We start from the raw sequence: 25180 nt of genomic DNA on the forward strand, positions 1-25180 counted from the left end.
TAGTGGGGTTTTTTGTGTCCTAGTTTCCTCGCTCACTGGTGATCTGCCGGAGACGATTGCCTTCGAATCGCAGGAAATGGAGCATGCCGTTGTTCGGCCCGTAGACCCATTCCTCGACAGGCACCTCCTGTTGGTAGCCATGATCATCAACGATCTCCTTGTAACCTACCAAGGCGGCGCTGGATGGCTCGCCGCATTTGCTGCGAACCTCGGCCGTGGTGGCTTCCAGACTCACCAGGCGGCTGTTGCAGCGATAGGTAGAAGAGGCCTGCGCTTGCAGGGTGACCAGCAACAGGCAAAGCAGAAGTGTGGCGGGAACGCGACGGTCCATCGGTATGGCTCCAGGGGATCAGTTGGCTCTGCGGGTTTCAATGCGAACCAGGCGGTTGCCTTCGAAGGTCAGGATGCTGAGCATGCCATTACGCGGACCGTAAACCCATTCCTCCAGCGCGAACTCCTGGCGGTCGTTACGGCTGAGCGTGTAGCCGACAAGATCGCGGTGCTTCGGCACGCCGCACTTGCTTTCCACTTCGAAGGCGCGGTCACCCGTGGTGACGAGCTGGCTCCCGCAACGAAGGGTATCGGCGTGAGCCCCGGAAAACGCGGCCAGCAGTACACAAGCAACAACGTATTTACGCGAGATCATCATTCACTCCCCAGGTGCATCGCCGTCGCGACCTTACCGTCGCTTCCCTGTTCGGTTGTGCCGGTGTCCAGCAGGTACACCCGCTCCGAGTCCAGGCCCACGTCTACCAGATAGCCCTTTATCGCGGCCGCACGTTCGCGGCTGAGGCGGCGCAGCAACGCTGCACTGTCCCTCCAGGAATCGAGCACGGCCTTGCGCATCTGTGCGGCGCGCTCTTCGTCGTCCAGTTCGCGCCACTCGGCTGGCGGCTGCTGCTTGAGGCGACTGCGGTAGATGCCTTCCAGCAACGCGGCCTCGTCTTCCGCTTCGACCTGGATCTGACTGGCGTCCGCGGGCACCTTGTCGCCACGACGCTGCAGGATTCGATACTGGGTTTCGCGGAACTCTTGCTGTAGGCGTTGCTCGGCCAGCAGCGCGCCATCGACGGCAGCGGCGCTCATGCCTTCCACCTCCAGGCGTAGAGCCGGACGTTGCTTCAGGGCCGAGGCCAGCGTGTCCAGACGTTTGCGCGCTTCGCTATCCAGCTCGCTGCTGGCCGGTTCGAAGCCGACATGGCTGAGGTCGGCGTCGCTTCCGCCGGCCAGTCCGGCTATGAACTTGAATGGCGCCCGGGCTGCGCGAACCACCAGATTGCGCAGCGTCTGCCAGACGATCGGCATGACGCTGAACTGCGGGTCGTTCAGGTTGCCCTGCACCGGCAATTCGATGGAGATGGTGCCCTTGCTGTCCTTGAGCAGGGCGACCGCCAGCCGAACAGGCAGATCCACGGCATCAGGACTGTCGACCTTCTCGCCAAGCTGAAGCTGCTCCAGAACGACCTTGTTTTCTGCGTTAAGACGACCCTGCTCAATCCGGTAATGCAGATCCAGATTGAGGCGGCCCTTGCGAATCCGGTAGCCGGCGAATTTGCCGGAGTAGGGCGTTAGCGTGGTCAACTCGACCTGGCGGAAGCTCGTGGCGATGTCGAGGCTCTGCAGTGGATCGAATGGCGTCAGGCTGCCCTTGATGCTGACCGGCGCATACTGATCCACCTTGCCGGCGACATTTACCGAGGCGGCTTTCTGCGCGCGGTTGTCCAGGGTGCCGATATCTCCGTTGAGCGACTGGATGGCGGTGACGAAGGGCGGTCGCAGGCTGAAGTCGGCAAAGTTCGCCGAGCCGTCGGCAATGGCAATGCCGCCGATACGGATAGCCAGCGGCTCGGAGGAGTCTTGTGCCTGTGCGTTGTCATCCCCAGCCTCACTGCGCTCGACCAGCAGGTCGTTGATGTTGGTGCTCAGGTCCGGGTTGATGATGAAGCGCGCATAAGGCTGGCTGAGGTCGACGCGCTCGATTGTCAGGCCGCTCGGGTGCTGGTAGTCGAGGCCGCTGAGTTGCAGGCGCTGCCATTTGACGAAATCGCGATTGTTGATCGTGTCCAGCGTATGCAGCTGAGTGGCGTCTACGCTGCCCCGAACGCTGAAGGCCAGCGGCTCGGTGGACTTCAGCTCGACCTCGAGTTCGCTGGCCAGCAGGCCGCTGCGCACTTCCAGATGGACCAGTGGGCTGAGATAGGCCTGGGCGATGCGCAGGTCGATATCTCGCGTGGTCACCGCCAGCTTGCCGCTCACGGGGCTCATCTGTAGTTGCCCGTTGGCCTGGATGGCGCCTTGCTTGCCGACTCCGGTTTCCAGTTCAAGGGAGAAGGGGCTGGTGCCGAGGCTGTCGAATTCGCTGATGTTCAGATCTAGCGGGCCCAGCTCCAGCGCGACTTCGTCGTCCGGGACGCGGTCGACGAGATGGACCCGGTAGTCGCGCAACTGAGCGTCGCGTAACAACACCTGCCAGGGTACGTTGGCTCCCTTTGCTGTGTCGTCCGTGGCCGGCGCGTCGGCATCTGTCTTGTCGCTGGTCGAGGCGAACAGTTTCTGCCAGTCGAGTTCTCCGTCCGCTTCCCGGGCCGCCCAGGTTTCCAGATTGCGGCTGCGCAGTTTGCCAATGCTGATCTGCTGCCTGGCCAGGTCAAGCGACGTTTCGCTCAGCTCGAGTCGCTCCATGCGGATCAGCTTGTGCCCATCAGGGCTGTCGAGGGCCAATGGGCCGAGTGCGGCCTTGGCATTCTCCAGTCGCAGCGCGAGGTCATCGCTGAGGTCCAGGCGATAGTTCGTGCTGAACTGGAGACTGCCATCCTTGAGTGTCAGCGGCACGGCGTCGCGTACATAGGGCCACAGGTCCTTGAGCTGGAGATCGCTGATCTGCAACTGACCGCTGGATGTCAGTGGTTGCAGGCTGATATCGCCCTGCCAGTCGATGCGCCCACCGCTCGGCCCGCTGGCTGTTAGACGAGCCTCGGCGCTGCCGTCGCTGCCGTCGCTGCCGTCGCTGCCGTCGCTGCCGTCGCTGCGGGTGGCGAGGTTGTGCAGTTTGAAATCCAGTGAATCGTAGACCAGGGCAATCGGCTCGCTCGGGCGCTGGTCCAGGAAGGCGAGGCGGCCGCCTGCCAGTTGCAGACGATCCATGCGCAGCGGGAAGATGTCACCGCCCTCGCTGGTCGTCGGCTCTGATTCAGGCACCTCGAACAGCCGGCTGAGATTGAGCGTGCCATCTTCGGCGAAGCGCACCTCGACGTCCGGCTCGATAAGCTCGACATTGGCCAGGTGCAGCGTGCGTTGCCAGAGGCTGTCCCACTGCAGGTCGAGAAAGAGCCGCTCGAAGGCCAGCTGACGATCGTCCTGCTCGCCGATGCGCAGGCCGAACAGCGAGAGCTCGAGGCTGAACGGGTTGAATTCGATACGTTGCAGGCTGGCCGGCACGGTTGCGTAGGCCGCAAGCTGCTGATTGGCGATGCGCTGGGCGATACCCGGCAGGATCAGAAAGCCAAGCAGGCTGTAGCAGATCAGCACGAGCGCCACCCCGGTGAACGTACGCTTCATTCCATTGGGCATGACCGGAAGTATTCCTGGCGGATGGTTGCCTTGGAGTATGGCACGCGTACGCGGTTCCCCGAATTGAGCGATACGGGCAATGCGCTCAAAGCCGCAGAATCAGGGTCTTCAGTGGGGGCAACCCATCGCGCGAGGGGAAGTCGGCAGCCGGTGCCAGCGCCTGCCATTCGCGTACCGGCCTGCCGGCCTTCTCGGCGCAGCGCAGCACCAGGGGCCGCCACTCATCCATCGATACCTTCGCCAGGTTGTTGCAGCAGATCAGCACCCCATCTTCAGCGGTTGCCAGCAACGCCGGTTTGAGCAGGCTCTGATAGTCGCGCAGCAGGTCCACCGTGCCGAAGGCGCTGCGTGCCCAGGCGGGCGGATCGAGCAGTACCAAATCGAACTGACGTTGTACCAGGCGCGGGTAGTCCGGCAAGGCTCGTCCGCGACGGGCGCTGACCGGCAGACCGGCCAGTTGGCGGATCGCCGGGAAGTAGTCGGAATGTACGAACTGCATTGGCGGCAGGGAAGGGTTCAGCTCGCCGTTTTCCCGGCCCACTGCCAGGTTGCGCTCGGCGAAATCGACATTCCAGACCTCCGCCGCTCCCCCTGCGGCGGCGCACAGGCCGACGCCGCAGGTGTAGGAAAACAGATTGAGCACTGACTTGCCGGCGCTGTGTTGCTTGACCCAGCCGCGGGCGTTGCGCAGGTCGAGGAACAGCAGAGGGTCCTGCCCGCTGTGGCGACCTCGCACGCGATAGCGCAGGCCCCACTCATGGGCGACCTGATCTTCCAGCGCCACGTCCTCAGGTTGATGCGCCTGGTTGCTGCGGTCGATCCGTGAATTGCTCTGCGAGCGATCGTTGTAGATGAGCTGGAGCGGTTGCCCGAGAAAGTCGGTGGCTTCGTCATGGATGCTCTGCAGCGCTTGCGCGTCGAGCGCTTGATGGAAGCTTTGCACCATCAGCTGCGGGCCGTAGCGATCGACCGTCAAGCCGGCCGCGCCTTCCTGGCTGCCATGGAACAGCCGGTAGCAATCGGTGCCTTGCTGCTGCAATTCGTCGAGCAGTGGGCGGCGGCTATCGAAGGCGGCGCGCAGCGCCTGGGCGAGGGATGACATGCGCGGCGACTCGAAATAGAAGGGCGCGCAGTCTATCAAGAATTGCTGCGCTGGTTGCCTGGCGCTAGCGTGGCGGCAGGCCCATGCGTCGACGCGCTCGGTGTACCGAGCCGCTGCGTACGGCCCAGCGCACTACCGGCGCGGTGCTGCGAACCCCGGCGCGGATCAGCTGGCGTCGGCTTTCGCTCAGTGTCAGTCCAAGCATTTCCTGAGCCCATTCGGGTAAGAGCTCGACACCAGCGTGCAGCATCAGCGCTCCGAAGGGCCTGAGCAGGGGGCTGGGTGCCGGGGCGGTACGCAGTATCTGCAGGATTTCTAGCGCACGCTCGTCGCTCCGGAGCTGGGGGCTGGTGCGCTCGAGATAAGCCTCGATCTGCGCGCGCGAACGCGGCACGTCACCGGCGCCGAGGCGCTCGGCGATCAGCGCCACTTCGGCGTAATAGCGATCCTGCTCGGCAGCGGGTAGATCCGGATTGAGGTAGCGCAAGTGGGACTTGAGAAAGCTGCTGACCTCGGCGACGTGCACCCAGGTCAGCAGGTCGGGATCCGACGCGGCGTAGGGACGACCATCCGGCGCCGTACCGGATACGCCTGCATGAATCCGCTTGACCCGCTCGATCAGTCGGTCGGCATCGGCGTGGCTACCGAAGGTAGTGGCGGAGATGAACTGCCCGGTGCGCCGCAGGCGGCCGAGCAGGTCCTCGCGAAAATTAGAGTGATCCCACACACCGGACAGCGCCAACGGGTGCAGCGCCTGCAATAGAAGTGCGGAGATTCCGCCAACCATCATCGAGGTGAAGTCGCCATGCACGCACCAGCACACGGACTCAGGCCCGAACAGGCCGGGATCGCCCGGAGGATTTTCGTAATCGACACCGCCGATCGCCAGCCCGGTAAGGCTGAGCACGCGGGTTTCGATATGACGGCGAATGAATTCCATGGTGACAGCGCTGTTGGCTTGGCAAGCGGCGATGTTACCTGAACAGACGCAGAGGGCTCGCCAATTGGCGGTGGTAACGGGGGAAGGAGGAGAGACCGGACAGCAGCGCCGCACTGTTGTCCGGTCGAGCGGCGATATCAGCCGCGGTGGCGGCCGCGGAAGAAGTCGATCAGGCCCTGGGTGGAGGCATCCTCTGCGGGCGCAGCATCGAAGCGGGTCATCTGGTTGTAGACGGCCTTGCCCAGATCCTTGCCGAGCTCCACGCCCCACTGATCGAAGGAGTTGATCCCCCAGATCACGCCTTGTACGAAGACCTTGTGCTCGTACAGCGCGATCAGTGCGCCGAGGCGGCCGGGGCTGATGGTTTCCATCACCACGGTGTTGCTCGGGCGGTTGCCGGGGATCACCTTGTGCGGGGCGAGACGCTGCACCTCGGCCTCGCTGAGGCCCTTGGCGCGCAGTTCAGCCTCGGCCTCTTCGCGCGTCTTGCCGCGCATCAAGGCCTGGCTCTGCGACAGGCAGTTGGCGTAGAGCCACTCGTGGTGATCGGCGACAGGGTTGTGGCTGACCACGGGCACGATGAAGTCGGCCGGGATCAGCGGTGTGCCCTGGTGCAGCAGCTGGTGGTAGGCGTGTTGGCCGTTACAGCCGACACCGCCCCAGATCACCGGGCCGGTGGTGCAGGACACCGGTGTGCCGTCCTGGCGCACACTCTTGCCGTTGGACTCCATGTCCATCTGCTGCAGGTGTTTGACGAAGTTGCGCAGGTAGTGGTCGTAAGGCAGGAACGCGTAGCTCTGTGCACCCCAGAAGTTGTGGTACCAGACGCCGAGCATCGCCAGCAGCACCGGCATGTTGCTTTCGAACGGCTCGCTGAGGAAATGCTGGTCCATGCTGTAGGCGCCGGACAGCAGATCCTTGAAGTTGGACATGCCGATCGCCAGGGCGATGGGCAAGCCGATCGCCGACCACAGCGAATAGCGACCGCCGACCCAGTCCCACATCGGAAAGATGTTCTTTTCGCGGATACCGAATTCGACCGCCGCCTGCTTGTTGCTGGTGACGGCGATGAAGTGGCGGTAGAGCTTCTCTTCGGTGCCGCCCTTGCCCAGATACCAGGTGCGTGCGGCCTGGGCGTTCTTCAGCGTCTCGAGGGTGCCGAACGTCTTGCTGGAGATGATGAACAGCGTGGTTTCGACATTCAGCTTGGCGGTCACTTCGCGGAATTCGCTGCCGTCGATGTTCGCCAGGTAGTGCGTGCGTACGCCGTGCTGGGTGAACGGCAACAGCGCCTCGGATACCAGCTGCGGGCCGAGGAACGAGCCGCCGATGCCGATGTTCACTACGTCGGTGATGGTCTTGTCGCTGAAGCCGCGCCACAGGTTGTTGTGGATGCGGGTGACGATGTCGGTCATCTGCGCCAGCGCGGTGTGCACGTCACGCATGATGTTCTTGCCGTCGACCATCACCGATTCGCCCATCGGGCGGCGCAGGGCGGTGTGCAGCACGGGACGGTTTTCCGAGGCGTTGATGCGCTCGCCTTCGAACATCGCATGGGCTGCCTGCTCGACGCCGGCCTCGCGGGCCAGGTTCACCAGCAGGGTGCGAGTCTCGGGCGTGATGAGGTTCTTCGAGTAGTCGAGAAACAGGCCGCTGCAGGAAACCGACAGATCATCGAAGCGCGTCGGGTCGGCCTTGAATGCTTCGCGCATGCTGAAGTTCTGCATGGCCAGGCGGTGTTCTTCCAGGGCCTTCCAGGACGGCAGGCCGGTGACATCGAGCGGATGCTGGTAGTAGCTCATGGTGATGCGGCTTCCTTTGCTTTGACAGGCCGCTGGACCCCTGCAGTTGCACGCGCAGGCGCGCGTTGGTCGCGACGGGATTCAGTAATGTGTATGACCGTGCGGGCGCGCCGGCACTCCTCCTGAATGCTGCGGATGCTGGCCGAACCCGGCTTTCACCGAGCCGGTGAAGGCACATCCTATGCCATCAGAGTCAGCTCAGACAGGGGAAACCCCCACTCCGTTCCGGGCCATTGCCTTCTATTCTGCCCGGGCCTGTGCTTTGGTTCGTCCACCTATCGGCCGTTCAGCCATGTTCAAACGAAAAAGCCCGAAGTGCAGAACACTTCGGGCTTCTATTCGACGACACCTGAACGGTGACTCAGGCGACCTGTACCGGGATGGCGTTGCTGGTATGGCTCAGCTCGCCGTCGGCGCCCATGTACAGCACATGCGGTTTGAAATTGGCCAGCTCGGCCTCGCTGTAGTGGGCGTAGGCACAGATGATCAGGCGATGACCGACACCGGCCTTGTGAGCAGCGGCACCGTTGACCGAGATGATCTTCGAACCTTCCTCGCCGCGGATGGCGTAGGTGGTGAAGCGCTCGCCATTGTCGACGTTGTAGATCTGGATCTGTTCGTATTCACGGATGCCGGCCAGGTCCAGCCACTCGCCGTCGATGGCGCAGGAACCTTCATAATCGAGCACCGAGTGAGTTACCTGGGCGCGGTGCAGTTTGGCCTTGAGCATGATGGCGTGCATGGCAGGGTCCTCCGGGTGCGCAAGCGGCGCAGAGTGTGCCTTAAGCCTTGAACGTGATCAAGGCTGCGGGCAAATGGCTGGGATCAGGCCGATGTGTGGATGTCCACCAGCAGGTTGTCGATCAGCCGCGTCTTGCCCAGGTAGGCGGCGGCGAGGATGACCAGCTCGGTGGAGCGCTCGCTGACCGGTTGCAGGTCGATTGCGTTGCGAATCTCCAGATAGTCCGGGCGCAGGCCAGCAGCCTGCAAAGCGCTCAGGCCTTCGGCGATCAGCGCCGGGTAGTCGCGGCGACCGCCCCGGATCGCTACGTCCAGCTGGCTCAGGGTGCGGTACAGCGACGGAGCCGTGGCGCGCTCGTCTGCACTCAGATAGCCGTTGCGTGAAGACAGCGCCAGGCCGTCGGCGGCGCGAACGATCGGCTCCGAGAGGATCTGCACTGGCATGTTCAGATCGCGGACCATGGTGCGGATCACCGCCAGCTGCTGGAAGTCTTTCTGACCGAATACGGCGAGGTCCGGTAGCACCATGTTGAACAGCTTGCTGACCACGGTGGAGACACCGTCGAAATGCCCGGGGCGGCTGCCACCGCAGAGACCTTCGGAAACGCCGGGCACGCGAACGATGGTCTGCTGGGCCTGGCCGTGCGGATACATCTCTTCGACGCTCGGCGCAAAGAGCAGGTGGCAGCCGGCTTCGAACAGCTTGTCCTGATCCGCAGCGAGGGTGCGCGGGTAGTTGTCCAGGTCTTCGTTGGGGCCGAACTGCAGTGGATTGACGAAGATGCTGGCGACCACGAAGTCGGCGCGCTGCCCGGCCTTCTTCACCAGCGCTATGTGACCGGCGTGCAGGTTGCCCATGGTCGGTACGAAGCCGATGCGCTTGCCTTCCCCACGGGCGCGGGACACTGCGGCACGCAGGTCGGCGATGGTCTTGACGATGTTCATGCGGAGAAACCGTGTTCGACGGCGGGGAATTCGGTGGCCTTGACGGCCTTCACGTAGCCGGCGATGGCGGATGGGATGTCACCGTGCTCACGCATGAAGTTCTTGACGAACTTCGGTACGCGGCCACCGAGCGAGAGCCCGAGCATATCGTGCAACACCAGCACCTGGCCGTCGGTGTCGCTGCCGGCGCCGATGCCGATCACCGGAATCTGCACCGCCCGGGTGATGCGCGCAGCCAGTTCGCTGGGTACGCATTCGAGCAGCAGCATGGCTGCACCGGCGGCTTCCAGCGCCTTGGCGTCCTCCAGCATCTGAAGTGCCTGGGCTTCCTCGCGGCCTTGTACCTTGTAACCGCCGAAGATGTTGACCGCCTGTGGCGTCAGGCCCATGTGTGCGCAGACTGGAATTCCACGCTCGGCCAGCAGGCGGATCGACTCGGCCAGCCAGGCAGTGCCTTCCAGCTTGATCATGTGTGCGCCAGCCTGCATCAGCACGGCCGAATTGTTCAGGGTCTGCTCGGTGGTGGCGTTGGCCATGAACGGCAGGTCGGCGACGATCATCGCGCCACGATTACCGCGTTTGACGCTGGCGGTGTGATAGGCCATATCGGCAACGGTGACCGGCAGGGTGCTGTCGTGACCTTGCAGGACCATGCCGAGTGAATCGCCGATCAGAAGCATCTCGACGCCCGCATCGCAGGCGGTCTTGGCGAAGGTGGCGTCATAGCAGGTGAGCATGACGATCTTTTCGCCCTTCTGCTTGAGCCCTTGCAGCGTGGTCAGGGTTACGTCTGGCATGAATGCCGTCCTCTTCGAGCCTCGGAGGTCAGGGTTGCCGCGCGGCGCACCGGTTGGGTGCATGGGGCCGCGGATGGCAGAGGGCGCTTATAGTCCCGGCGGCGACAGAGTAAGTCAATCGCGAGTGTTACCCGCGCGTTACGTTCGTTACCGCGGCGGTGACACCGTCATCGCCAAGCCGCTCGAGACCGCTGAAGGGGCAGGCAGCGAGCAGGTCGACGAGTCGGCGACCATCGGCCAGCAGCAACTCCGCCGGAGCGACTTCAGCGAGCGGGTAGAGCACGAATGCGCGGGCTTGCAGGTGATAATGCGGAACCTGCAGACGGGGTTCGGCGATCAGGCGATCGCCGAACAGCAGGATGTCCAGATCCAGCGTACGCGGGCCCCAGCGCTCCGCCTTGCGCTCGCGACCCTGGGCCTGCTCGATGCGTTGCAGGGCGTCGAGCAGATCGAGCGGCGCGAGACTGGTGTCCAGAGCGGCTACGGCGTTGACGTAACGTGGTTGGTCGGCTGGTCCGAGTGGGTCGCTGGCATAGAGTGACGATACTGCTGCGAGACTGCTCTGTGGCAAGTCAGCCAGCGCTTGCAGGGCGCCGCGCAGTTGCTTTTGCGGATCGGCCAGGTTGCTGCCCAGGCCGATGTAGACGCGTTCCATTTACTCGGCCGGGTTGGCGGCGTTGTCGCCCGGACCACGGCGACGGCGCCCCCCGCGACGACGCTTCTTCGCTCCGCCGGCTTCTTCCTTGTTGCTGAGGCCGCGAATCATGTTGCGACGTTCGCTGTCGCTGGCTTCCTGATATTCGGTCCACCAGTCGCCGAGGCCGTTGGTTTTCTCTCCGGCGCTTTCGCGTAGCAGAAGGAAATCGTAGCCAGCGCGGAAGCGCGGATTTTCCAGCAACTGATCGGCGCGGCGCCCCTGGCGGCGCGGCAGGCGCTCCTGCATGTCCCAGATCTCGCGCATGGGGATGGTGAAGCGCTTGGGAATCGCGGTGCGCTGGCACTGCTCCCAGATGATGTCGTGCGCCGCTTCCTGCATCGCCGGGATCGGCGGCATGCCACGGTCCTGCAGTTCCAGTACGCGGGCGGGCAGGGCGGGCCAGAGCAGTGCGGCAAAGAGGAATGCCGGCGTCACCGGTTTTCCCTGCTGAATGCGCAGGTCGGTGTTGGCCAGGGCGTTGCGGATCAGCGTGCCGGCGTATTCCGGGTTGCGCTCGAGTGCTGCGGCGCTCGCCGGGAACAGCGGGGCGAAGAGATCGTATTCGAGCAGCAGCTCGAAGGTGCGCTCGGCCTTGCCGCCGAGGAATAGCTTGAGCACTTCGTCGAACAGGCGTGCCGAGGGAATGCCGTCGAGCAGGTCGGCGAGGTCGACGATGGGTTCGGCGCTGTGCCGTTCGATCTCGAAGTCGAGCTTGGCGGCGAAACGCACGGCACGCAGCATGCGCACCGGGTCTTCCTGATAGCGCTGCTCGGGGTCGCCGATCAGACGGATCAGGCGATTGCGGATGTCGTGTACGCCACGGGTGTGGTCGAGGATGCGCTCGGTAGTCGGATCGTAATACAGCGCATTGATGGTGAAGTCGCGGCGCTGGGCATCGTCTTCGAGGGTGCCATAGATGTTGTCACGCAGGATGCGGCCGCTCTCGTTGCGCGAAGCGAGATGGCTGGCGTCGTCGTCATCCTCTTCCGGATGGCTGGCGCGGAAGGTGGCGACCTCGATGATCTCGCGACCGAAATGCACATGCACCAGCTTGAAACGGCGTCCGATCACGCGGGCGTTGCGGAATTCGGCGCGGACCTGTTCGGGGGTCGCGCTGGTCGCAACGTCGTAATCCTTGGGATTCAGCTGCAGCAGCAGGTCGCGCACGCAGCCGCCGACCACATATGCCTCGTAACCCGCCTGCTGCAGTCGTTCGACCACGCTCACCGCGTAACGACTGATCTCGTTGCGATGCAGGGAATGCTGCCGGCTGGACAGAATTTCAGGTGTGCGGCGGGGATGCGGGATGCGGCGCAGAGGAAGACGAAAAGACTGGAACAGCTTTTTCAGCATGGGGGGCAACTGTGTGGCGGAAGACGGGCCGGTGTCGCGAATGGCCGCGAAACCTGCGCGGATTCTAGCACCGAGAGTGCTGGATGTTGAACGATGCGCAGGGAGGTGTCAAAAAGCATCGTGCGCCGCGTCACGCAGGCAGTGCTTGGCGCAGGGCGGAGGCCGCGCGATTGTCGAGCAGTAAGACTGCTGTGAAGGAAAATGGGTAAGCCCCGGATAGCACAAAGGGGAGCCGAAGCTCCCCTTTGAATACTGTTGCGTGCTTTATTGTTATTAGTCGCTCAGGCGTTGCTGTTCTTGTTGTTCGCCTGTTCCATCGGGCCGTGGCCGTCAGGAGCACTCCACACTGGGAGCTAATAGCAAACGGATTTCTTTGGTCGCTGACTTTGCCTTGATCTTCGATCCAACCAGTGCGGGCCCTGCTAATGCAGTTTTTTGTTGTTCTCGGCCTGGTCGTGGGGCGAACCCCGTGGCAAGTCCTCTCCAAAAGAATCAGTTAGCTGCGCCTCCGCCTTCTTGTCGTTATTTTGCTGGAGCCGTTACGTCTTGTTCTTATTGTGGGATCTGCTTGTTATTGTTGTTGTGCCTGTAAGTAAGCAGTTGTCGTGCCAGATTTTGAAAATCCTTATTTATCAACGGCTTGGTAATTGCCTGGGCTGAGGCGGGCAATAAAAAACCGGGGCAGCGTTACCGTTGCTCCCGGTTTTTGTTACGAGTCATGGCTGGCGGTAACAGATTACCCGGCCGCGCTACTCGACTTGCGCCGCGGAATTCCCAGGCGCTGGCGGCGTTCCCACAGACATTTGCGGCTGATGCCCAGCTTGCGAGCCAGCTCGGTCTCGGTCATGTGATCCTGATGCTCGAGTACGAAGTGCTGGAAGTAGTCCTCCAGCGACAGATCCTCGGTCGGCTCGTTGCCCGTGGCAATGCCGCGAATGGTGCCAAGCGGCTCGTCGAAATCGTCGTCCAGTTCGTCCAGCTCGATATCGATGCCCAGCAGCTCGGCATCGATCTCCGGGCTTTCGCTGAGAATGGCTGCGCGCTCGATCGCGTTTTCCAGCTCGCGAACGTTGCCCGGCCACGAGTAGTGACGGATCGCCTGCTCGGCATCGCGGGAAAAATGCAGGTCGTCGCTGCTCATGCGCTCGCCCTGGCGTGCCAGGAACGCTTTGGCGATCTCCAGCACGTCACCACCCCGCTCGCGCAGCGGCGGCAGCTTGAGCGCGATGACGTGCAGCCGGTAGTAGAGGTCTTCACGGAACTGCCCGGTCTTGGCCAGGGTTTTCAGGTCGCGGTGAGTGGCGGCGATGAGGCGCACATCGACCTTCTGCGATTGCACCGAGCCAACCCGGCGGATCTCGCCTTCCTGCAGGACCCGGAGCAGACGTGCCTGTGCCTCGAGCGGCAGTTCGCCGATCTCGTCGAGAAACAGAGTGCCACCGTCAGCGGCTTCGACCAGCCCGGCGCGGCCAGCGCTGGCGCCGGTGAAGGCGCCTTTCTCGTGCCCGAACAGTTCGGATTCGATCAGCGTTTCCGGGATGGCCGCGCAGTTGACGGAAATCATCGGGGCCTTGGCGCGGCGCGAGAGGTTATGCAGAGCGCGGGCGACCAGTTCCTTGCCGGTGCCCGATTCGCCCTGGATCAGCACGTTGGAATCGGTCGGTGCGACCTTGCGGATCTTGCCGAACAGGTCCTGCATGGGCGCGCAGTGGCCGATGATGCCGATGTCTTCTCGGTCGGTTGTCGCTGAGGCGGCGCTTGCGCCACGGGAGGGCTGCGCCTGTACCGCGGTGTTGTGCTGATGGTCGGTGAGGATGCGTGCCACGGTCTGCAGCATCTCGTCATGGTCGAACGGTTTGGCGATGTAGTCGACTGCGCCCATCTTCATCGAGTCCACGGCCGAGCGCAGGCTGGCGTAGCTGGTCATGATCAGCACCGGCGTACCTTCGGCGAGCTTGATCAGCTCGGTGCCGGGGGCGCCGGGAAGTCTCAGGTCGCTGACGATGAGGTCGAAACCCGGGATGCTGTAGCGCTCCTGTGCTTCCTGCACCGAGCCGGCTTCGCTGACCTCGTACTGGTTACGCTCGAGGAGGCGTCGCAGGGCGGAGCGGATGATGGTTTCGTCTTCGACGATCAGAATGTGTGACATCAGTACTCTCTCGACGGTCTGGAGGCATAACCGGTAAAGGGCCGGTACGGCAGTCGCCTCTTCAACTTACGGCATGGGACGCTTCGACATGCCGCGGCAGGGTGATGCGAAAACGGGTGCCGCGCTGTGTTTCCGGGTCGGCCGGGCTGTCGATATCGATCTGGCCATAATGCTCTTCAATGATCGAATAGACCAGCGCGAGGCCCAGGCCGGTGCCTTCGCCAGGGTCCTTGGTGGTGAAGAATGGCTCGAACAGCCGGTCCTGGATGTCCTTCGGAATGCCGCTGCCTTCGTCTTCCACCGTCAGGTACACCGTCTGTTCGGCAACTTCGCTGCTGATGCGGATCAAGCCGCCTTGCGGCGACGCGTCGCGGGCGTTGGATAGCAGGTTGATCAGCACCTGGGCGAGGCGCTGCGGATCGCCCTCGGCGAAATGTGTCGGATCGCAGATGTTGATGAACTGCACTTCGGTGCGGTTGCGGTTGAGTGAGAGCAGGCCGATGGCGTCCTGCGTCACCTGCGCCAGGCTCACCGGATACAGCTGGTGCTGGCGCTCGCCGGCGTGGGCGAAGCTCATCAGCGATTGCACGATGCGCGATACGCGTTTGGTCTGCTCGATGATCTGGCCGCTGATCTCGACGATCTCTCCATCGCCTTCGCGTTCGTCCCGCAGGTTCTGCGCCAGGCAGGCGATGCCGGTGATCGGATTGCCGATCTCGTGCGCCACGCCGGCGGCCAGGCGGCCAATGCTCGCCAGGCGTTCGGAGTGAACCAGGCGGTCTTCGAGCTGCTGTGTTTCGGTCAGGTCCTCGACCAGCAGCACGAGGCCGCTGTTGCCCGGTGCCAGTGGCTCAGCAATGGCTGCCTTGTGCAGATTGAGGCAGCGGCGATGCCCATTGTGTGCTAGCCGCTGCTTGTGCAGGTGTTCATCGGCCTGCTCGATGAAGTCGCTCAGCAGGCTGCGCCAGGGTTCGGCGATGGTCGTCAGGCGCGAGCCGACGACTTGCAGCGCGGGGATCTCGGTGAGTTCCTCGAGCGCACGGTTCCACATGAGGATTTCCTGATCCTTGGCCAGCGAGCAGACCCCCATGGGCAGCTCTTGCAATGTCTGGCGGTGATAGCGGCGCAGGGCGTCCAGTTCCGCGGCCAGGCCGGTCAGGCGCGAGTGATACTCCTCCAGGCGGCTTTCGATGAAGTGGATGTCCTCGGTGATGTAGCCGTCGGCACCGTTCTTGTAGGCCAGGAAGTTCTCGACGATGTCCTGGGCTACGCTGGGGCCCATTAGGCCGGAGAGATTAGCTTCGATACGATCGCGCAGGCGGCGCAGCGCGTAGGGGCGATGCTCGTCGAACGGTAGCTGCAGATCGCGCAGGGCCTGTTCCACCTCCCGTTGCGCGGTCTTGGCGCCCAGTGGCTTGGCCAGCTGAGTGGCGAACTCCTGTGGTGAGGCGGCGATCAGTTCGCGCCGTTGCGGGCGGCGGACGTTCTCTACGGCGCAGGCCTCGGCAGCGCTCTGCTCCTCGGGGCTGGTTTCACTGAAGATCGAGAACAGCGAGAGCGCCAGGACGTTGACCGCCAGTGACGCGATTGCCGCCAGATGCCAGCTGGTGTCGTCCAGTACATAGACGACGTTGAACAGCGGAATGTAGAAACCGTCCAGGTTGCCTACCAGCGGCAGCAGCATGGTCACTACCCAGACGCCGATGCCGGCCAGCAGGCCCGCGATGTAGCCGCGGCGATTGGCGGTCGGCCAGTAGAGTACGGACAGCACGCCCGGCAGGAACTGCAGGGTGGCGACGAAGGCGACGATGCCGAGGTTGGACAGGTCCTGCTCGGCACCGAGCAGCAGGTAGAAGCCGTAACCGGCCATGATGATGGCGAAGATCAGGCTGCGGCGCGTCCACTTCAGCCAGCGGTAGATGTTGCCTTCGCTGGATGGCTGATACAGCGGCAGCACCAAGTGGTTGAGCGCCATGCCCGACAGTGCCAGGGTGCTGACGATGATCAGCCCGCTGGATGCCGAGAGACCGCCGACGAAGGCCAGCAGTGCCAGGGTTTCGCTCTGTGCGGCGATGCCCAGGCCCAAGGTGAAGTACTCGGGGTTGGTGCTGACCCCCAGCTTGAGTCCGGCCCAGAGGATCAGCGGCACGGCCAGGCTCATCAGCAGCAGATAGAGCGGCAGGCCCCAGCTGGCGCTCACCAGGCCGCGAGGATCGAGGTTCTCGGTGAAGGTCATGTGATACATGTGCGGCATCACGATGGCCGAGGCAAAGAACACCAGCAGCAGTGTGCGCCAGGGCCCTTCCTGCAAGGGCGTGTGCAATGCCTGCAGCGCCGACTGGTTCTGTAGCAGCCAGATTTCCAGCTGATGCGGGCCGCCGAATACCACATACAGGGCGTAGAGGCCGATGGCACCGAAGGTCACCAGCTTGACGATGGATTCGAAGGCGATGGCGAACACCAGGCCTTCGTGCTTCTCCCGCGTGGCGATGTGGCGGGCGCCGAAGAGGATGGTGAACAGCATGATCATCAGGCAATAGCCCAGCGCCACGCGCTCCTGCAGCGGCTCCAGAGTGAGAATGCCGATGGCGTCGGCCACCGCCTGGATCTGCAGAGCGAGCAACGGCAGCATGCCGATCAGCATGACCAGCGTGGTCAGCGCCCCGCTCCAGGTGCTGCGAAAGCGGAAGGCGACCAGATCGGCCAGTGACGAGAGCTGGTAGGTGCGGGTGATCCGCAGGATCGGATAGAGCAGCACCGGCGCCAGCAGGAACGCGCCGCAAACCCCGAGATAGGTGGCGAGAAAGCCGTAACCGTACTGGTAGGCCAGACCTACCGTGCCGTAGAAGGTCCAGGCGCTGGCGTAGACGCCCAGCGACAATGTGTAGGTCAGCGGGTGGCGGATTACCCAGCGAGGAATCAATCCGCGCTCGCTGACCCAGGCGACGCCGAACAGCATGATCAGGTAGGCAACGCTGATCAGGATCAGGTGGCTCAGGCTAAAGCTCGTCTGCATCACGCTGGCTCTGGAGGATGAAGGTCACCACGATGAGGATCAGCCACAGCACGTAGGGCCGATACCAGGCCCCGTTGGGGTCGATCCACCAGTCCATGATGGCGGGGGAGAATAGATAGATCCCCACCACCAGGAGCAGCACCAGTCGGTAGATATACATGCCGGGTCTCGTGTCGGAAGTGGGGCGATGGTAGAGCAGCGGCGGGCGGCAAGCCACCTGCGGCAGGCAAAAGCTGGCGCAGCGTGGCAATCCGCCTAGCGCAGCTGCGATTCGGCCAGTGTCCGTGTGCGAGGGATGCGCTGAGCGTCCCAGTGCAGCACCGCCCAGGCGAGGATGTCGGCTGGCAGTGCGTCGTTCAGCTCTGTGGGCGGATGCTGGCCCAGCGCGCGCAAAGCACGCAGCAGCAGCGGACTGGCCTCGTGAGGCTGCAAGGGTGGCGAGCGGTAACTCTTGCCCAGCTTGTGTCCATCCGGCTGGATGATCAGCGGCAGATGCAGATAGCGCGGCTGGGGTAGACCGAGCACTTCCTGCAGGTACAGCTGACGCGGCGTGGAGTCGAGCAGATCGGCACCGCGTACGACGTCGGTTACTCCCTGCCATGCGTCATCCAGCACCACCGCCAGCTGATAGGCGATCAAGCCGTCGCGACGACGGATCACGAAATCGCCGACCTCGCGACCCAGGTGCTGGCGGAATTCGCCCTGCACGCGGTCTATGAAACCGTATTCGCGATCAGGCACCCGCAAGCGAATGGCTGCGTCGTCGAGGCCGTGGCCGGCGTTGCGGCAGAAACCCGGGTATGGGCCCGGATAGCCTTCGAGCTGCTTGCGCGAGCAGGTGCAGGCATACGCCAAGCCTTCATCCAGCAGGCGCTCGATGGCTGCGCCGTAGGCGACCTGACGCTCGCTCTGGCGCAACATTTCGCCGTCCCATTCGAATCCGTAGCTCGACAGCGTCTCGACGATGGCTCGCTGGGCGCCGGGCATCTCCCGTGGCGGGTCGATGTCTTCCATGCGCAGCAGCCAGCGGCCGCCGACCGCGCGGGCGTCAAGATAGGAAGCGAGGGCGGCCACCAGTGAGCCGAAATGCAGATAGCCGCTGGGTGTCGGGGCAAAACGGCCGACGTAGTGATGGGTTTGGGACTGGGCAGGAAAGGGCATGTTGGGGCCGGCGCTATCTGGGATGGCGGGGCGGATGAAACGCTGCAGGGGCTGGAAATGAAGCGGGGCGCCGAAGCGCCCCGTTCGGGATCAGGAACCGATCTGCTTTTCCTTGATCTCCGCCAGCGTCTTGCAGTCGATGCAGAGCGTAGCGGTAGGGCGGGCTTCCAGTCGGCGGATGCCGATCTCGACGCCGCAGGAATCGCACCAGCCGTACTCGTTGTCTTCGATCAGCTGCAGCGTCTCGTCGATCTTCTTGATCAGCTTGCGCTCGCGGTCGCGGGCGCGCAGTTCCAGGCTGAACTCTTCTTCCTGGCTGGCACGGTCGGCCGGATCGGGGAAGTTGGCAGCCTCGTCCTGCATGTGGTGCACAGTGCGATCGACCTCTTCCATCAGCTCCTGTTTCCACTTGTTCAGGATGCCGGTGAAGTGGGCGCGCATCTTGTCGCTCATGTATTCCTCGCCCTTGCTTTCCTTATAGGGCTCGAAGGCGCGAATCAGTTGCTTGTTCGACGGTGTTTCTTTGGTAATGGGCATGGATGAACGCCTCTCGCTATGTCCATTGCGCAGGATGATTTGTCCCTTGCCGGCCCGTGCCGGCCCTGCGGCTGCAAGCGGGCGAACTTACCAGATCGGATCGGGGCGCGCTACTCCCGAATCCAACAGTAACTGCAGCGGCATCAGGACCTTGGGTAGAATTCACGTTTCGTTCTCAACAGGAAGGTCAGATGACCTCGTCATACAGTGCGCGCAGCCGCGCAATAGAACCTTTCCACGTCATGGCGCTTTTGGAGCGGGCCAACCAACTGCAAGTTCAAGGCCACGACGTCATTCATCTGGAAATCGGCGAACCGGACTTCACCACCGCAGCGCCCATCGTGGCTGCAGGTCAAGCCGCGCTGGCCGCCGGGCATACGCGCTACACACCCGCCCGCGGCCTGCCGCAGCTGCGTCAAGCCATTGCCGGTTTCTATGCGCAGCGCTACGGATTATCCATTGACCCCGAACGCATCCTGATTACGCCCGGTGGTTCCGGCGCGCTGCTGCTGGCTGCCAGCCTGCTGGTGGATCCGGGCAAGCACTGGTTGCTCGCCGATCCGGGCTACCCATGCAATCGGCATTTTCTGCGCCTGGTCGAAGGCTCTGCGCAACTGGTGCCGGTCGGCCCGGAGGTTCGTTATCAGCTGACCCCGGAGCTGGTCGAGCGCTACTGGGATCGCGACAGCGTCGGTGCGCTGGTCGCGTCGCCGGCCAATCCGACAGGCACGCTGCTGGAGCGTGACGAACTGGCCAGGCTGTCCGCGGCGCTGAGACAACGTGGCGGCCATTTGGTAGTCGACGAGATCTACCACGGGCTGACCTACGGTGTGGATGCAGCGAGCGTGCTGGAAGTCGACGATGACGCCTTCGTGCTCAACAGTTTCTCCAAGTATTTCGGCATGACCGGCTGGCGCCTGGGCTGGCTGGTGGCGCCGCCGGCTGCGGTGCCGGAGCTGGAGAAACTGGCGCAGAACCTCTATATCAGCGCGCCGAGCATGGCTCAGCACGCAGCCCTGGCCTGCTTCGAGCCGGCGACGCTGGAGATCCTCGAGGCGCGCCGTGGCGAGTTCGCCCGTCGCCGCGATTTCCTGCTGCCAGCCTTGCGCGAGCTGGGCTTCGGCATCGCGGTCGAGCCGCAAGGCGCGTTCTATCTGTACGCCGACATCAGTGCCTTCGGCGGCGATGCCTACGCGTTCTGTCAGTACATGCTGGAAACCGAATTCGTCGCGATCACCCCAGGCCTGGATTTCGGCCGCTTCCAGGCCGGACATCATGTGCGTTTCGCCTACACCCAGGACCTGCCGCGCCTGGAACAGGCTGTCGAGCGCATTGCCCGCGGCTTGCGCAGCTGGCAATCCTGATGCGTTTCGCGCAACCGCTGGAGCAGGGGCGACTGGTCAGGCGCTACAAGCGTTTTCTTGCCGATATCATCACCGACGAGGGCGAAGCGCTGTGCATCCACTGCCCCAACACCGGCTCGATGCTCAATTGCATGGGCGAGGGTGCGCGGGTGTGGTTCCAGCGCAGCAGCGATCCACGGCGCAAATTGCCGGGGACCTGGGAGCTGGTCGAAACCCCGCAGGGGCGGTTGGCATGCGTGAACACGGCGCGGGCCAATCCGCTGGTCGAGGAGGCGCTGCTGAACGGGCAGATTGCCGAGCTGGCCGGTTTCACGACGCTCAAGCGCGAGGTGGCTTATGGCGTGGAGAACAGCCGGGTGGATTTTCGTCTCGACTACGCCGGGACTGCCGCCTTCGTCGAGGTGAAGAGTGTCACCCTCGGCTTTGCCGAAACGCCAGTGGCGGCCTTTCCCGACGCCGTAACGACACGCGGCGCCAGGCACCTGCGTGAGCTGGCGACGCTGGCCCGTGCCGGTGTGCGTGCGGTGCAGCTGTACTGCGTCAATTTGAGCGGCATCGAAGCTGTGCGGCCGGCCGAGGAGATCGATCCGGCCTATGCCGCTGCGCTGCGGGAAGCGCAGGCGGCAGGCGTGGAAGTGCTGGCTTACGGCGTCGATCTTTCCGTCGAGGAGTTGCGTATTGCTGGCCGATTGCCGGTATTGCTCTGATGGGTGGACGGTCATGACGGTTGGAAATTTTTCTGCCCGGCTCGGGAACAAAGCGCCTTTCGTCTGGCCTCAACGAGGCTGGAAACCACATCCATCACATACGGGAAGGCTCTGCTCCGCTGTTCGACGCGGCGTTACGACGCGTTCCAGCCCGTTTTCGATGGCTCCTGCGGCGACAGCGCGACATCTCTGATGCGCGTGTAGCGCCGTGGATGAAACTAATTTCGGACGCTCGCGCCTGGCGCGGGCGTCGTCGATGAGGCTACAAAGAATGCGAATCCTCGTTTGCGGTGCCGGCGGCCAAGTGGGTCGAGAACTGGTGGAACGGGCAGCAAGTTTCGGGCTGGAGGTGCTGGCGCCTGCACGGGCCCAGCTGGACATCGCGCAACCCGAGCAGGTTGCGGCAGTGATGCGTCAACGTCCCGGGCTGATCATCAATGCGGCCGCCTATACCCATGTGGACAATGCCGAATCTCATCGTGAGCAGGCCTATGCGGTGAACCGCGACGGCGCGCGCCACCTCGCCGAGGCGGCCGAGCACGCTGGCGTTCCGTTGTTCCATATTTCCACCGACTATGTGTTCTCCGGTGAGGCCGATCGTCCCTATACCGAGAGCGACGAAACCGGGCCGACCGGCGTCTACGGTGCGAGCAAGCTGGCGGGCGAGGAAGCGATCCGCGAGCGTCTGCAATCGCATCTGATCCTTCGCACCAGCTGGGTGTATGGCGTGCACGGGCACAACTTCGTCAAGACCATGCTGCGGCTCGCCCGACAGCGCGATGCGCTTGGCGTGGTGAGCGACCAGATAGGCTGCCCGACCCAGGCTGGCAGCATCGCTTCGGTGTTGCTCGAACTGGCACGCCGCTACGCAGCCGGCGCGGATCTCGCCTGGGGGGTGTACCACTACAGCGGCGTACCGGCTTGTTCGTGGTACGACTTCGCCGTGGAAATATTCCGTCAGGGCGAAGGCGCCGGGCTGATCTCGCGGCAGCCGACGGTGTCGCCGATTGCCACGGCGCAGTACCCGACTCCCGCCCGGCGGCCGGCCTGGTCGGTGCTCGACTGCAGCCGCTTCGAGTCGACCTTTTGCCTCGCGCCCCGTCACTGGCAGGAAGACCTGGCCGATGTGCTGGCGATCCTGCGTCAGCAGGAGCACCCGGCGTTCAGCCGTGAGCGGTCCTCCCGCGCCTGACAGAAAGTGCACGGCAGTTACCCGGCGCCGTGCGATTTTCCTGATCTCCGGTGTATTCTTGCGCCCCCGCGCCAAGGCGTGGCCTGACGTTCGGCTCTAGAAGGGGCGCAGCATGGTAGTGGTGTTGGCAATCCTGCCGATCTTCGGTCTGATCACGCTCGGCTATCTGTTCGGCTGGCGGCAATGGCTCAACAACGAAGGAGCGGCCGGGCTGGCCAATGTCACCTTCAAGCTGTTCATGCCGGCAGTGCTGTTTACCGGGATCGCCCGCGCCGAGCTGAGTGATGGCATGTCGCCAATGCTGCTGCTGGCCTATTTCGTACCGGTGCTGCTGGTGTTCCTGCTGGTCAATCTGGTTGCTCACCGCCGCGCCGGGCGCGCCACTCCGCTTGGTCTTACGGCCGCCTACTCGAACAACGTATTGGTCGGCATCCCGCTGGTGACCACGCTGCTTGGCGCTGAAAGCCTGGTCTATGTGTTCGCCATCCTGGTGTTTCACAGTCTCGTCCTGTTCTCGCTGCAGAGCTTCTACGCGGCACTGGGTGACGGCGACAAGGTCAGCGCTCCGGCGCTGCTGAGGAATCTGGCGAATCCGCTGATCATCGGTCTGGTGCTCGGTGCCCTGTTGAATCTTTCCGGGTTCGAGCTGCCCGAGCCGCTCTGGCGCGTCGCTGTATGGCTGGCGCAGGCGGCATTGCCCTGTGCGCTGATGGTGCTGGGCATCAGCCTGTCGCGCTATCGCCTGCGGCCAAACGGGACGGCGCTGCTGCTGACGCTGGTCAAGCTGGCGGCGTTTCCGGCACTGGTCTGGTGGCTGAGCGGGTTGCTGCCAGGCCTGAATCAGGATGCACGCAACGTGCTGGTGCTGCTTGCAGCCTGCCCGAGCGGCGTTAACGTGCTGGCGTTCGTCAAGCATTCCGAGGACACGCGAGCGGTCAGCTCGACCGTGTTTCTCTCGACCGTGACTGCAGTCATCAGCCTGCCGCTATGGATGCTGCTTGCGGCTGGCTAGTGGAACGCTCAGCGGTCAGCGACTAGGACTCCGCTGCAGTTTTGACGAACGGCTCCGGGACAGGACTGTCACAAAAATCACAGACCTGAAAAAAACCGGAGAGCATGGCATGTTGAAATTCATCGGCGGGACCGCAGGCATCATCTTCATCATCGGCCTGATCGTGGTGATCGGGATATTCAAGCTGCTGTTCTGACGAGAGGGGGCGACAGGCCGGCCGGCGCAAGCCCGCCGGCTTTTTCATGCGCGGCTATTTGTTGCTGCGCGGTTCCTGCGCCGAGGTTGCCATGATGTCCTCCAGTCGCAGGCCGGTCAGCCCGTGGATGGTGCGCCAGAGGTAGAAGAAGATCGCCATCATCATCAACATGCTGGGAATGGCGATCATCGGGTAGCTGAGCAGGGTCATGCGGCCCAATTCGGCGTTGAAGGCTTCGCTGCCGGCGGGGCTGTTGACGATCCATTTGGCCAGCACGTAATTCATGAACGACGAGAAGAAGAAGGTGCCGCTGAGCAGGTAGGTCGCCCGCAGCAGCCGCGTTTCGAAGTGTTCGACCTGGCCGTTTTGCTCGAGCTGTTCGTGGATCTTGTCCACGTTGAGCACTTTGGGGTTGTACAGCAGGGTGCGAATCAGCGGGTAGCGGGTGCGCGTCGAGGCCAGCACGGCGATGCCGATGATGCCGGGAACCGCTGCTTCCTTGATGGCGAGCCACTGGGTATCGAGCTGAAGCAGCCCGATGCCGCCAGTCAGCAGCACGCTGATCAGGCCGAGCAGGGCTATCCAGTTGAACTTGCGGTATTTGGCCAGCTCCCACAGCCCCCAGCCCAGCGGAAAGGCCAGGGCAAGCAGCAGTGCACCGTCTGCGCCGAGGCGGTCTTCACCACTGAGCTTCATCAGGATCAGTGAGGGAATCAGAATGCTGACGGCCAGGTCGATTAGCGGGCGCGGTTTGTGTTCGGCGTGGGTCTGGTCGGTATCGGTCATGACATCGGGTTGGTCTGGAGAGGGCTGCATGATCGCCTGTGTTGCGGTCATTCGCCATACCATCTTCGTCGGGATGGCGATTGGTATCGTTTCCCCATCATCAATGTTCGGGCGCTGCGCTGCGTTTCGCGCGCCATTGGCCGTACTCGAATATCAGTACGACGATCATGGCCAGAGCGAAGGGCAGTAGCAGATAGAAACCGCGGAACACGATGAGTGCTGCCAGCACGTCCACCGTGGGAATTTCCGGAAGGGCGGCGACGAAGGTCAGCTCCAGCACACCGAGCCCGCCGGGTGCGTGGGACAGCAATGCCAGGGTGAAGGAGGCGAGAAATACGCCAAGGACGGTCAGATAGCCCGGGCTTTGTTCCGGCGGCAGCGCGAAGTAGATGATCGCCGCGGCGCAGAGCAGCTCAAGCGGGCCCGCCAGCAGCTGACGGCCGACGATTGGCAGTCGCGGGTACTCGATGTGCCATTTGCCCAGCCGCCAGGGTGGCAACTGACGCCATGCGCCGAACGCATAGAGCGCGACCAGCATGAGCAGGGTCGAACCGACGACGATGGATACCCAGCTGTCGCTATCGACAGCCCGATGAAGAAGCTGCGGTTTCAGAATCAGCACGGCGCCCCCGGCGAGCAGGGTGCCCAGCGCGAAGGTCAGCGAGCAGAAGACGATCAGGATGCCGATTTCCTGGGGCGTCAGGCCCCGGCTGCGGTAGGCGCGATAGCGCACCAGGGCGCCGGAAAACACCGATGCGCCGATGTTGTGCGCCAGCGCGTAGGTGGTGAAGGAACAGAGTGCGATGAACCACCAGGACATCTTCTTGCCCAGATGAGCCATCGCGATGCGGTCGTACCAGGCCAGCGCGACATAGGCGCCCAGGGTCGACAGCGCGGCCAGCAGCCAACGCCGCGCGCCGATCGCCTGCAGGCTGTCGGTAAGCTCGCTGAGCGAGATGTTGCGAACTTCGTGGTACAGCAGGTAGCCGGACAGCAGCACGGCGAGGACTCCGATGAGGGTCCAGGCGACATCGCTCCGCTTCATCATCACGTGGCTCCTTGAGGGAAGAGGATTGGCCACGTCTTGCGCTGAAGCACACTCATCCCTGATCG

At 63.4% G+C, this 25180-nt stretch carries 23 protein-coding genes; 5 read left to right on the forward strand and 18 right to left on the reverse strand.

Translation table 11 applies throughout. The features are described from left to right. Positions 1–19 precede the first annotated feature (19 nt). The 16 genes from IEG05_RS15155 to dksA form a co-directional block, all read right to left on the reverse strand. On the reverse strand, positions 20–331 hold the full coding sequence (locus IEG05_RS15155) for a DUF2845 domain-containing protein (RefSeq protein ID WP_042924350.1): 312 nt from the start codon (positions 329–331) through the stop codon (positions 20–22). An 18-nt stretch (positions 332–349) separates the two neighbouring features. Further along, positions 350–646, reverse strand: coding sequence for a DUF2845 domain-containing protein (locus tag IEG05_RS15160; protein WP_046620290.1), 297 nt, complete (start codon positions 644–646; stop codon positions 350–352). Next, complete coding sequence (locus IEG05_RS15165) at positions 646–3570, reverse strand: DUF748 domain-containing protein (protein ID WP_191122338.1); 2925 nt, start codon at positions 3568–3570, stop codon at positions 646–648. The genes IEG05_RS15160 and IEG05_RS15165 overlap by 1 nt, the downstream gene beginning before the upstream one ends. 85 nt (positions 3571–3655) lie before the next feature. Further along, positions 3656–4672, reverse strand: coding sequence for a class I SAM-dependent rRNA methyltransferase (locus IEG05_RS15170; protein ID WP_046620294.1), 1017 nt, complete (start codon positions 4670–4672; stop codon positions 3656–3658). A 64-nt stretch (positions 4673–4736) separates the two neighbouring features. Next, positions 4737–5612, reverse strand: coding sequence for an oxygenase MpaB family protein (locus IEG05_RS15175; RefSeq protein WP_046620296.1), 876 nt, complete (start codon positions 5610–5612; stop codon positions 4737–4739). A gap of 137 nt (positions 5613–5749) precedes the next feature. Continuing rightward, positions 5750–7414 carry a glucose-6-phosphate isomerase gene (gene pgi, locus IEG05_RS15180; RefSeq protein WP_014819248.1) on the reverse strand — a complete coding sequence of 555 codons (1665 nt, stop codon included), beginning with the start codon at positions 7412–7414 and terminating at the stop codon, positions 5750–5752. A 361-nt stretch (positions 7415–7775) separates the two neighbouring features. Beyond that, positions 7776–8156, reverse strand: coding sequence for an aspartate 1-decarboxylase (gene panD / locus IEG05_RS15185; protein ID WP_014597581.1), 381 nt, complete (start codon positions 8154–8156; stop codon positions 7776–7778). An 83-nt stretch (positions 8157–8239) separates the two neighbouring features. Beyond that, positions 8240–9100, reverse strand: a complete 861-nt coding sequence (gene panC, locus IEG05_RS15190) for a pantoate--beta-alanine ligase (RefSeq protein ID WP_046620300.1) — start codon at positions 9098–9100, stop codon at positions 8240–8242. Further along, entirely contained in the window at positions 9097–9897 is an 801-nt protein-coding gene (gene panB / locus IEG05_RS15195; protein WP_014819250.1) for a 3-methyl-2-oxobutanoate hydroxymethyltransferase, read from the reverse strand. Before panB ends, panC begins: the two co-directional genes overlap by 4 nt. 127 nt (positions 9898–10024) lie before the next feature. Beyond that, positions 10025–10552 carry a 2-amino-4-hydroxy-6-hydroxymethyldihydropteridine diphosphokinase gene (folK, locus tag IEG05_RS15200; protein WP_046620306.1) on the reverse strand — a complete coding sequence of 176 codons (528 nt, stop codon included), beginning with the start codon at positions 10550–10552 and terminating at the stop codon, positions 10025–10027. Further along, the gene (locus tag IEG05_RS15205) at positions 10553–11947 is read right to left on the reverse strand and encodes a polynucleotide adenylyltransferase PcnB (protein WP_046620309.1); all 1395 of its coding nucleotides are present in this window, start codon (positions 11945–11947) and stop codon (positions 10553–10555) included. A gap of 736 nt (positions 11948–12683) precedes the next feature. Next, complete coding sequence (locus tag IEG05_RS15210; RefSeq protein ID WP_041016135.1) at positions 12684–14096, reverse strand: sigma-54-dependent transcriptional regulator; 1413 nt, start codon at positions 14094–14096, stop codon at positions 12684–12686. A 61-nt stretch (positions 14097–14157) separates the two neighbouring features. Next, a complete protein-coding gene (locus IEG05_RS15215) occupies positions 14158–17112 on the reverse strand; it encodes a sensor histidine kinase (protein WP_191122339.1) in 2955 nt (984 codons plus the stop codon). Then, complete coding sequence (locus IEG05_RS15220; protein WP_003284901.1) at positions 17096–17272, reverse strand: hypothetical protein; 177 nt, start codon at positions 17270–17272, stop codon at positions 17096–17098. Before IEG05_RS15220 ends, IEG05_RS15215 begins: the two co-directional genes overlap by 17 nt. Positions 17273–17367: 95 nt before the next feature. Further along, positions 17368–18273, reverse strand: coding sequence for a tRNA glutamyl-Q(34) synthetase GluQRS (gene gluQRS, locus IEG05_RS15225; RefSeq protein ID WP_046620313.1), 906 nt, complete (start codon positions 18271–18273; stop codon positions 17368–17370). Positions 18274–18363: 90 nt separating this feature from the next. Then, positions 18364–18810 (reverse strand): RNA polymerase-binding protein DksA, encoded by a 447-nt coding sequence (gene dksA, locus IEG05_RS15230; RefSeq protein ID WP_046620314.1) that lies wholly within the window; start codon positions 18808–18810, stop codon positions 18364–18366. Between the two features lie 191 nt (positions 18811–19001). Between dksA and IEG05_RS15235 the strand changes: the two genes are divergently transcribed. The 5 genes from IEG05_RS15235 to IEG05_RS15255 all read left to right on the forward strand — a co-directional run bounded on the left by IEG05_RS15235 (position 19002) and on the right by IEG05_RS15255 (position 23281). Next, positions 19002–20174: a pyridoxal phosphate-dependent aminotransferase gene (locus IEG05_RS15235; RefSeq protein ID WP_046620315.1), complete on the forward strand. Its 1173-nt coding sequence runs from the start codon at positions 19002–19004 to the stop codon at positions 20172–20174. Beyond that, on the forward strand, positions 20174–20881 hold the full coding sequence (sfsA, locus tag IEG05_RS15240; protein ID WP_045666841.1) for a DNA/RNA nuclease SfsA: 708 nt from the start codon (positions 20174–20176) through the stop codon (positions 20879–20881). The genes IEG05_RS15235 and sfsA overlap by 1 nt, the downstream gene beginning before the upstream one ends. Positions 20882–21152: 271 nt before the next feature. Further along, the gene (gene rfbD, locus IEG05_RS15245) at positions 21153–22073 is read left to right on the forward strand and encodes a dTDP-4-dehydrorhamnose reductase (RefSeq protein ID WP_046620317.1); all 921 of its coding nucleotides are present in this window, start codon (positions 21153–21155) and stop codon (positions 22071–22073) included. 112 nt (positions 22074–22185) lie between these two features. Beyond that, positions 22186–23085 (forward strand): AEC family transporter, encoded by a 900-nt coding sequence (locus IEG05_RS15250; protein ID WP_046620319.1) that lies wholly within the window; start codon positions 22186–22188, stop codon positions 23083–23085. Beyond that, positions 23072–23281, forward strand: coding sequence for a small membrane protein YohP (locus tag IEG05_RS15255; RefSeq protein ID WP_152664414.1), 210 nt, complete (start codon positions 23072–23074; stop codon positions 23279–23281). The genes IEG05_RS15250 and IEG05_RS15255 overlap by 14 nt, the downstream gene beginning before the upstream one ends. Before the next feature lie 54 nt (positions 23282–23335). Here IEG05_RS15255 and IEG05_RS15260 read toward each other — a convergent pair whose 3' ends face one another. Together IEG05_RS15260 and IEG05_RS15265 are read right to left on the reverse strand one after the other, a co-directional pair. Then, the gene (locus IEG05_RS15260; protein ID WP_281429800.1) at positions 23336–24067 is read right to left on the reverse strand and encodes a VC0807 family protein; all 732 of its coding nucleotides are present in this window, start codon (positions 24065–24067) and stop codon (positions 23336–23338) included. A 100-nt stretch (positions 24068–24167) separates the two neighbouring features. After that, a complete protein-coding gene (locus IEG05_RS15265; protein WP_046620323.1) occupies positions 24168–25115 on the reverse strand; it encodes a lysylphosphatidylglycerol synthase transmembrane domain-containing protein in 948 nt (315 codons plus the stop codon). Positions 25116–25180 lie beyond the last annotated feature (65 nt).

Origin of the sequence: Stutzerimonas kunmingensis (assembly GCF_014764705.1) — a bacterium.
Taxonomy (GTDB): Bacteria; Pseudomonadota; Gammaproteobacteria; order Pseudomonadales; family Pseudomonadaceae; genus Stutzerimonas.